General features: G+C 68.9%; 6 protein-coding genes. 1 reads left to right on the forward strand and 5 read right to left on the reverse strand.

All coding sequences use genetic code 11. The annotated features are described in order from the left end of the window. Positions 1-793: 793 nt before the first annotated feature. The 4 genes from ACOJUJ_RS24215 to ACOJUJ_RS24230 all read right to left on the reverse strand — a co-directional run bounded on the left by ACOJUJ_RS24215 (position 794) and on the right by ACOJUJ_RS24230 (position 5543). The gene (locus tag ACOJUJ_RS24215; RefSeq protein WP_420129497.1) at positions 794-2005 is read right to left on the reverse strand and encodes a tail fiber domain-containing protein; all 1212 of its coding nucleotides are present in this window, start codon (positions 2003-2005) and stop codon (positions 794-796) included. Between the two features lie 188 nt (positions 2006-2193). After that, positions 2194-3264 carry a tail fiber domain-containing protein gene (locus ACOJUJ_RS24220; RefSeq protein ID WP_420129498.1) on the reverse strand — a complete coding sequence of 357 codons (1071 nt, stop codon included), beginning with the start codon at positions 3262-3264 and terminating at the stop codon, positions 2194-2196. Positions 3265-3382: 118 nt separating this feature from the next. Further along, positions 3383-4507: a tail fiber domain-containing protein gene (locus tag ACOJUJ_RS24225; RefSeq protein WP_420129499.1), complete on the reverse strand. Its 1125-nt coding sequence runs from the start codon at positions 4505-4507 to the stop codon at positions 3383-3385. Between the two features lie 22 nt (positions 4508-4529). Further along, positions 4530-5543 (reverse strand): hypothetical protein, encoded by a 1014-nt coding sequence (locus tag ACOJUJ_RS24230; RefSeq protein WP_420129500.1) that lies wholly within the window; start codon positions 5541-5543, stop codon positions 4530-4532. A gap of 209 nt (positions 5544-5752) precedes the next feature. Here ACOJUJ_RS24230 and ACOJUJ_RS24235 point away from each other — a divergent pair, with 209 nt between their 5' ends. After that, positions 5753-6334 carry a TetR/AcrR family transcriptional regulator gene (locus tag ACOJUJ_RS24235; protein ID WP_420129501.1) on the forward strand — a complete coding sequence of 194 codons (582 nt, stop codon included), beginning with the start codon at positions 5753-5755 and terminating at the stop codon, positions 6332-6334. A gap of 400 nt (positions 6335-6734) precedes the next feature. On the opposite strand, the gene ACOJUJ_RS24240 is transcribed toward ACOJUJ_RS24235, so the two are convergent. After that, the gene (locus ACOJUJ_RS24240; protein WP_420129502.1) at positions 6735-7634 is read right to left on the reverse strand and encodes a rhomboid family intramembrane serine protease; all 900 of its coding nucleotides are present in this window, start codon (positions 7632-7634) and stop codon (positions 6735-6737) included. Positions 7635-7931: the final 297 nt, after the last annotated feature.

The raw sequence follows: 7931 nt of genomic DNA on the forward strand, positions 1-7931 counted from the left end.
TCGTCCACCGTTTCCGGAAACAGCATCTGCTGCTTCCGGTCTACACCCGCTTTGTATGCCACGCGCGCTCCCCGAGACTGGCCTGTGCTCGCTGACAACTTACACGATCCACGCGAGTTCTGACACAGTCTGGGGAGGCGCCGCGCAGCGCTCTCCGTTCGCGCAGGAGCATGGCGCCGACCGAAGAATCTCCATGCTGAAACGCGCGGTTCTTTCCGTCACGACCGGGTTCCCGGGCGTTGCCCGGAAAGGGGTTCCGCTCGAGGGGAGGGAGATTCTTCGGTCGCGCCACTGGCTTCGTGGCGTTCCCGAGAGCCCGACGAGGGCGCTCCCTCAGACTGACAGGGGTTTTCCCGGATTCCGTATTTCTCCCAGTTCGTTGTGCAATCAGAGGAACGACGGACAAGCATCACGCGGAGCTGCGGAGGAACTGATGAGGCGCGGAGGCGTTTTGGGCGTTCCCCCTGCGCCTCTTGCGTTTTCTCCGCGCCTCCGCGTGAAAATCGTTCCCCTCACTGCACATCGAAATCCGGGAGATGGCCTGAGGATTCGGTGTGCACTGAATGAAAAATCTCACGCGGAGACGCGGAGACGCGGAGGAAGACGGAGAGCCGCGGAGGATGCACCGAAGCCCCTCCGCGGCTCATCTGTTCCTCCGCGCCTCCGCGTGAACTCTGTTCCGGAGTGCACACACCAATGTCGCATCCGGTATGATGATGATGCGATGCCGCACGAGAAAGCCGCCGCCCGGTGTCCCGGGGCGGCGGCTTGGTCGTGCGGAGAAGGCGGGCGGCTACGGCTGCGCGGGCGTCCCCTGCCCCCCCAGCAGCGCCTCAATGCGCTCCAGCCGCGCGCGCATCTCCGCGTTCTCCTGGCGCAGCGTGGCGTTCTCCGCCTGCAGGGCGTCGGTGCGGGCGGTGAGCGCCTGGATGGCGGCCATGTTCACGCCGTCGATGTCCACCGAGTTGATCATCAGCTCGTTCTCGCCCAGCCCGAACGCGGCGTAAAAGTCCTGCGCCATGGGGCCCATGTGGCGGATGGAGCGGTCCTGGGAACGGTAGTTCCAGCTGCTCACCGGCACGTTGCGCAGCCGGGCCAGCACGTCCTCGCCCTCCAGCGCCAGGAAGTTCTCCTTGCGGTTGCGGTCCGACACCGCGCTCCACCCGCTCCCGCCCGCCGACAGCTCCACCCCGGAGCTCAGGTTCTGGTTGGTGAAAAACTTGACGCCGCCGCAGCCGCGGGCGACGAACTGGTTGTTGGCCGTGGGAAACACCGAGTCCGACGAGAAGCCGGCGCATCCGTCACCCAGCACCACGCTCCCCTGCCGGTTGGCCGTGCGCGCGTTCTTGCCGATGGCCACGGAGAACTGGCCGCTGGCGCTGTTCTGCAGCCCGATCGCCACGCCAAAGTTTCCGTTGGCGATGCTGGGCCCCAGAACGATGGAAGCCAGCCCGCCGGCGATGGAGCTGGGCCCCATGGCCAGCGCGTCGTCGTTCGTGGCCTGCGCGCCGCTGCCGAGCGCCATCGCGCCCACGCCCGAAGCCGTGCCGTTGAAGCCGAAGGAACGGTCCCCGCTGGCCGTGCCGTTGTTGCCAAGGGCCACCGCTTGATCACCGCTGGCCGTCGTCGCCAGGCCCGCCGCGAACGAGTAGTCGCCGCTGGCGCGCGTGTTCTGCCCGAACGCCGCCGAGCCGAAGCCCAGGCGCGCCAGGTCCCAGTAGTCGGAACCGAAGGCGCTTACGTTGCCCGCGCGGAACGCGGCCTTGCCGCCGTACCACATCACCCGCGAGCCGGCACCGCTCACCGGCACGCCGCCCGCCCCCACGACGTTCTCGTCGCCGGTCCAGGTGCCCACGACCGCCATGCTGCCGTCGTTGTTCACGCGAAACCGCAGTTCGGAGGCTGCCGAAACGTGCAGCAGGCTGTCCGTGGTCTGCGCGGCCGCCGAAGCCGCCGTGCCCACGCCTGCAACCGCCACCAGCGCCGCAAGGGAGATACGCTTCATGCTCTCGTACTCGTTCTCGGATGGATGTGTCGGCAACTCGCCCGCCGGCGCCGACGTGGAACCACGACACCAGGGACGTGGCCCCTGCTGCCCCGTTGCAAGCCGGGGTCCGGAAACGGCGTCCGGACCCCGGCCCGTGTACATGGAAGGGCGGCGAGGATGAACTTCCCCCGCACCCTTCCGCCTGGCTACGGCTGCTGCCCGCCCGCCAGCATGGCCTCGATGCGCTCCAGCCGCGCGCGCATCTCGGCGTTCTCCTGCTGCAGCGCGGCATTCCGCGCCTCCAGCGCTTCGATGCGCGCGTCCTGCTCCGTGGTGCGGCGCTCCAGCGCCTGCGCGGCCACCAGCGCCACCCCGTCCGCGTCCACCGTGCCAATGCTCAGCTCGTCGGTCCCCAGGCCGAACGCCGCGCGGAAGTCCTGTGCGGTGGGGCCCAGGTGTCGAACCTCGTCGCTCTCCACCTTGTACGTCCAGCTGGTGATGGGAAGCGCGCGCAGCCGGGCCAGCACGTCCTCGCCCGATACCTGCGCAAACCGGTGCTTGCGGTTCACGTCCGACGAGTTCTGCCACACGCCGCCGGTGGTCAGGATGGCTCCGGTACTGGTGCTGATCACGGCGTTGGCATGCCCCCAGTTGCTCACCGAGGCGCCGGACTGGAAGGTGACCCCGGTGCTCTGGTTGCTGCTGGTGAAGATCCGGAAGCCGCCGCTCACCCGCCAGTTGGCCGAGTGGTTCACGCCGGCGCGCAGCGTGTCGACCGACGAGCGGTCGCTGAAGACGAACGCGCCCTGCCGGGCGTTGGTGTGCGCGTGGTAGCCCAGCGCCACCGACGCGGCCCCTGAGGCCGTGTTGTCTTCGCCCGCGGCAAAGGCAGACTGCTGCAACGCCGCGGTGCGCAGGCCAAACGCCGTCGCATGGCTGGCGCTTGCGCGAACGTCCTGCCCCATGGCCACCGAGTAGTCGCCGATGAGGGCCGCGTCCCACTGCGTGCCGTTGATCCCGCCGGCGCGAAAGGCACCCTTGCCGGGGTACCACATCATCCGCGTTCCGGCCCCCTCCACGGGAATGTTGCTCCCATCGCCATCGCCGTCGTACACGCCGCCCCACAGGGCGCCGCCGTCCACGTTCACGCGATACAGCCCCATTCCGCCGCTGCTCACGGCAAACGCCGAGTCGGGCGTCTGGGCCAACGCGGGTGCGGCGAACGCAAGCACGCCCGCGGCAACCATCAGCGTATGGCGAAGCATTGTCCTCTTCATGGTCGAAACCCTGGTTGGGAATTCGGAGTGGAGGGAAGACAAGCCGGACTGCGCGTGCCGTCCGTGGCCCGCCGGTCCGTGCCGGCGGAAGCGCCGCCCCCTCGGGGGCGAAATCCGTTCAGCGCCGCGGCTGCTCCTGGGCCTCCAGAAGCGCTTCCACCCGGCGCAGCCGGGCCTCGAGGGCCGCGTTCTGCTCCTCGAGCGTCTGCACGCGGCCGCGCAGCTCCGCGTTTTCGCCACGCAGCTCCGTCACCTCGCCGCGCAGGTTGTCCGTGCGCGTGGCGAGCGCCTGCGCGGCGGCCAGCGCCACGCCGTCCGCGTCCACCGTGCTGATCACCTTGTCGTCGTCACCCAGGCCGAACGTGGCGCGAAAGTCCTGCGCCATGGGGCCGATGTGGCGGACGTCGTCGTTTTCGGTCCGGTAGGTCCAGCTGGTGATGGGCAGCGACCGCAGCCGCGCCAGCACGTCCTCGCCCGAGATCTCCGCAAACCGGTGCTTTCGGTTCACGTCCGAGGCGTTGGTCCAGGTGCCGTTGGTGTGCAGGTACGCGCCCGTGCTGGTGGAGATCATGGCGTTGGGCTGGCCATGGTAGTAGCTGGAGCCGCAGACCGTCGGGTTCACCGCCGGCCCGCCAAACGACACGCCGGTGGTAAGCGCCTGGTTGGTGTAGATCCGCATTCCGCAGCTCACCCGCCACACCGCCTGGCCAACCAGCTCGGCCCGGATGGAGTCGCCGGTCCCGCCGGAGATGTTGTCGCCAAACACGAACGATCCCCGCCGCGCGTTGGTGTGGGCGTGGTACCCCAGCGCCACCGACGCATACCCCGAGGCCACGTTGTCCTCGCCCACGGCAAACGAGCTGGACTGCGCGGCCGTGGTGCGCAGGCCAAAGGCGACGCCGTAGTCGCCACTGGCGCGCACGTCACGGCCGATGGCGACCGAGTAGCTGCCGATGTTGGCCGCATCCCACTGCGTGCCGCTGATCCCTCCCGCCCGGAACGCGGCCTTGCGCGGATACCACAGCATCCGCGTCCCCGCCCCCTCGGCGGGAACGCCGCTTCCGTCGCCGTCGCCATCAAAGGTGCCGCCCCACAGCGTACCTGCGTCCACGTTCACGCGGAACAGTCCCACCCCCCCGCTGCTTACGGCAAAGACGGAGTCGGGTACCTGGGCGTGGGCCGGCGCGGCCAGGGCCACCAGGCCGACGGCGGCGGCCAGCGACAGGAGCTTGATGTTCTTCATCGCAAGTTCTCCTGGCACTGCCTCAAGGAACGGAGATGGAGAGCGCCGAGTCGGCGACCGTCAGGCTGCCGGTGACGGACACCGGGCCCGTGGCCCGCGTGGCGCCCTGCAGTGCCGTGCTCCCGCTGACGAACAGCGTCGGGACGTTGCCCATGAGCAGCGCGTTGGAGCCGCTCATGGTGATGGAGCCGTTGCTGATGGTGCCGGCACCGTCCACGTTGCCTCCCACGGCCAGGTTGTAACCGCCCAGGCCCAGCGTGGCGCCCCCGTTCACCCGCAGGTGCAACGCGACTGCGTTGTCGGTAAGCACCGGCATGTTGGGCGCGCTCGCGGGGATCTGCACCGCGTCGGTGGCGTCCGGCACGGGACGGCGGGTCCAGTTGCCGTCGGGACCTCCTATGAACCAGTCGGTGCCATTGACGGTGGAGGTACCCGACCACAGCGCCTCCAGGCCGTTGCCGCTCTCATCCTGCTGCGACGCCAGGACGTACACCTTGAAGACAAAGCTGGTCGCGCCGTTCAGGTTGAACTGCCACAGCAGGGGATCCGAAACCTGGTAGGTGGTCAGGATCTGGTTGTACAGAAAGTACGGCTGCGCGGGCCCGGTCTGCATGGTGTCGCCGGTGGCGTTGGCCACCGTCACGCCGTTGCTGGGATCTTCGGCAAAGAACACGGTTACGCCGGTCACCTGCATCCCGTCCGGGGTGCCCAGCGGCTCCGCCAGCAGGTTCTGCACGGTCACGAACATCGACAGCACGTCGTTTTCGACCGTGTTTCCGTAGTTCTCCAGCCTGACGAACTTGTCCTGTCCGCCCATCAGCCGCGTGGTGCGGATGGCGGAGCCGGCCAGCACGGCCTCGGGGTACGAGCACGTGGTGGTGCGCGCCGGAACGTTCACGCGGCACTCGATGGACGCCAGCGGAACGGGCTCGGGCTTTACGCCGGGCGCGAGCGGGCTGTCCGTGCAGGCGGCGGCCAGCACCAGAGCAACGGGGACGGCGCCGCGAGCGCAGCGCCTCAGGAATTTGCTGGTCATGGGGGAATGCCGGGGAGGAAGGACCCCACGAGGGGAACAGGATCAGGACTGAAACATAACCGTGTAGCAACCCTGATGGAAGTCTGATCAAACCCTGTCGCTGCCTGCCGGCCGCTCCATTAACGCTCGTTAACACGGACACGCTCACATACCGTCAATCAGGATCATCGCGTTGACATGCGAAAGCATGCCGTTTACATATGTAAACCATGAGCGACGACATCAAGACGCGAATCATCGCGGCCGCCCGGGCACTCTACTTCGAGCGCGGGCCCGAGGCCGTGACCATGCGTGCCTCGGCGGAGCGCGTAGGGGTTACGGCCACGGCGCTGTACCGCCACTTCGCGGACAAGGATGCCCTGCTCAAGGAGGTGGTGGGCGAGGGATCGAGGCTGCTGGGAAGCCACCTTTTCCGCGCCCTGGAAGCCCCTTCCCCGCTGGAGCGCCTGCGGGCCACGGCCCTGGCCTACCTTGACTTTGCCCTCGCGCAGCCGCAGGCATACCGCGCCCTCTTTGAACCCGGGCCGGGCGACGGGGAGGAATCGGCCGTGCACCGGCAGCGTGGCGCCGTAAGCCGCTTTCTGCGCGACCGCGTGCGCGACGCCATGGACGCCGGCGTGATCGCGGAAGGAGACCCCGACGGAGCCGCGCTCACCCTGTGGTCGCTGCTGCACGGGCTGGCCTCCCTGCACCAGGCCGGGATCACCCGGGTGGAGTGGCTACGTGAACGCGCGTTAACTCACCTGATCGAAGGCATCCGCATGCCTGAGGCTTCCGCACCATCACGGTAACGCGTGTTAACACAAGCAAACGGGAGCCTGGGACCTGCAGAGTGCCGGTTTCCTGTGCTCATCCGGGCTCCCTACCCCATGCGTTCTGCCTGCTGCTGAGGCATTGTCCACGGGTCGCTGGCGCCCCCGAGACGGAGAACAGCCAGGGGGACAGAGATGATCCACACTCCTCCTCTGTTCCTCTGGCTGTTCTCCGTTCCTCTGTACCCTGACCTCTGTTTCCTGCAGTCCGACTTGATTCCGTGGATCTGCACAGCCGCGGATTCCTTGCGGAAGCCAACATCATGTGGATAAATAACTTTCCACATTTCCACATACAACGAGGCCCGCTTCCACTCGTGTGGAAAGCGGGCCTCGGTTGTAGAGCGGCGGGCGGGAAGCGGCTTCTCTGCCCCGGGCTTCAGTTGGTGCGGTAGCGGCGGCTGACCTCGTCCAGGCGCTTGCGCTCTTCTTCGGTGAGCGAGCTAAGCCCCTGCGCGCTGATCTTGTCCAGGATGCGGTCCACGTCGTCCAGCAGCTCGCGCTCCGACGACTTGCCCTTGCGAGCCGCCGCGGGGCGCGCCTGGGTGACCGTGGCCGTCTGCGCGGCGGCGGCCGCCTGCTTTTTGCCGCTCCACGGCACCAGCGCCATCCCGCCCCGCTTGCCCGTCGGCTTGCGCGCGGAGCGCGGCACCTCGCCCCACGCGTGCGGCGCCCACGGGCTCTTGAGGTACAGAAAGGTGGCCGCCATGCCGCCCAGGTGCGCCAGCACCGCCACCTGCCCGCCCGAGCCCTCGATCGCCGTCGCCAGATTGATGAAGATCAGCACCCCCACCAGCCACTTGGCCTTGACCGGAAAGATCCCCCAAATGTGGATCTCCATGTCGGGCCAGATCATGGCGAACGCCAGCATCAGCCCCAGCGTGGCCCCCGACGCGCCCACGATCCACGACGCGGGGTCCAGGAACGCGAACAGCACCGAGAACAGCGCCCCGCCCGCCGCGGCGATCAGGTACACGCGCAGAAACGACCGCGACCCCCAGCGCTCCTCCAGCGGCGGCCCGAAGAAGAACAGCATCAGCATGTTCCCCAGCAGGTGCATCACGCCGCCGTGAAAGAACGCGTACGTCACCAGCGTCCACGGCCGGGTAAGGAAGTCGGCCGGCTGAAACGCGAACCAGTCGCGGACCACGTTCCCGGGAACAAAGAACCGCCCCAGCAGCACGGCCACGTACAGGGCCGTGTTGACGATGAGGAGGCGCTTTACCCAGGGGGTGATGGAAAACCCGCCAAAGCCCCCGTACGTATCCCGATACGCCATTGCTTGCAGGAAAAAGCGTGCTGAAATCGGACAGGACGGGGGGGGCCCCGGCCCCCCCCCCCGGCGCCCCCCCCACAAAAAACCCCCCCCCCCCCCCCGCCCCCCCCCCCCCCCCCCCCCCCCCCCCCCCCCCGGCCCCCCCCCCCCCCCCCCCCCCCCCCCCCCCCGCACCCCCCCCCCCCCCCCCCCCCCCCCCCCCCCCCCCCCCCCCCCCCCCCCCCCCCCCCCCCCCCCCCCCCCCCCCCCCCCCCCCCCCCCCCCCCCCCCCCCCCCCCCCCCCCCCCCCCCCCCCCCCCC

This window comes from Longimicrobium sp. (assembly GCF_048594345.1).
Classification (GTDB): Bacteria; Gemmatimonadota; Gemmatimonadetes; order Longimicrobiales; family Longimicrobiaceae; genus Longimicrobium.

Coding starts and splice junctions, on each gene's coding strand:
- ACOJUJ_RS24230 (WP_420129500.1), bottom strand. CDS start 5,543: ATGACCAGCAAATTCCTGAGGCGCTGCGCTCGCGGCGCCGTCCCCGTT.
- ACOJUJ_RS24220 (WP_420129498.1), bottom strand. CDS start 3,264: ATGAAGAGGACAATGCTTCGCCATACGCTGATGGTTGCCGCGGGCGTG.
- ACOJUJ_RS24225 (WP_420129499.1), bottom strand. CDS start 4,507: ATGAAGAACATCAAGCTCCTGTCGCTGGCCGCCGCCGTCGGCCTGGTG.
- ACOJUJ_RS24240 (WP_420129502.1), bottom strand. CDS start 7,634: ATGGCGTATCGGGATACGTACGGGGGCTTTGGCGGGTTTTCCATCACC.
- ACOJUJ_RS24235 (WP_420129501.1), top strand. CDS start 5,753: ATGAGCGACGACATCAAGACGCGAATCATCGCGGCCGCCCGGGCACTC.
- ACOJUJ_RS24215 (WP_420129497.1), bottom strand. CDS start 2,005: ATGAAGCGTATCTCCCTTGCGGCGCTGGTGGCGGTTGCAGGCGTGGGC.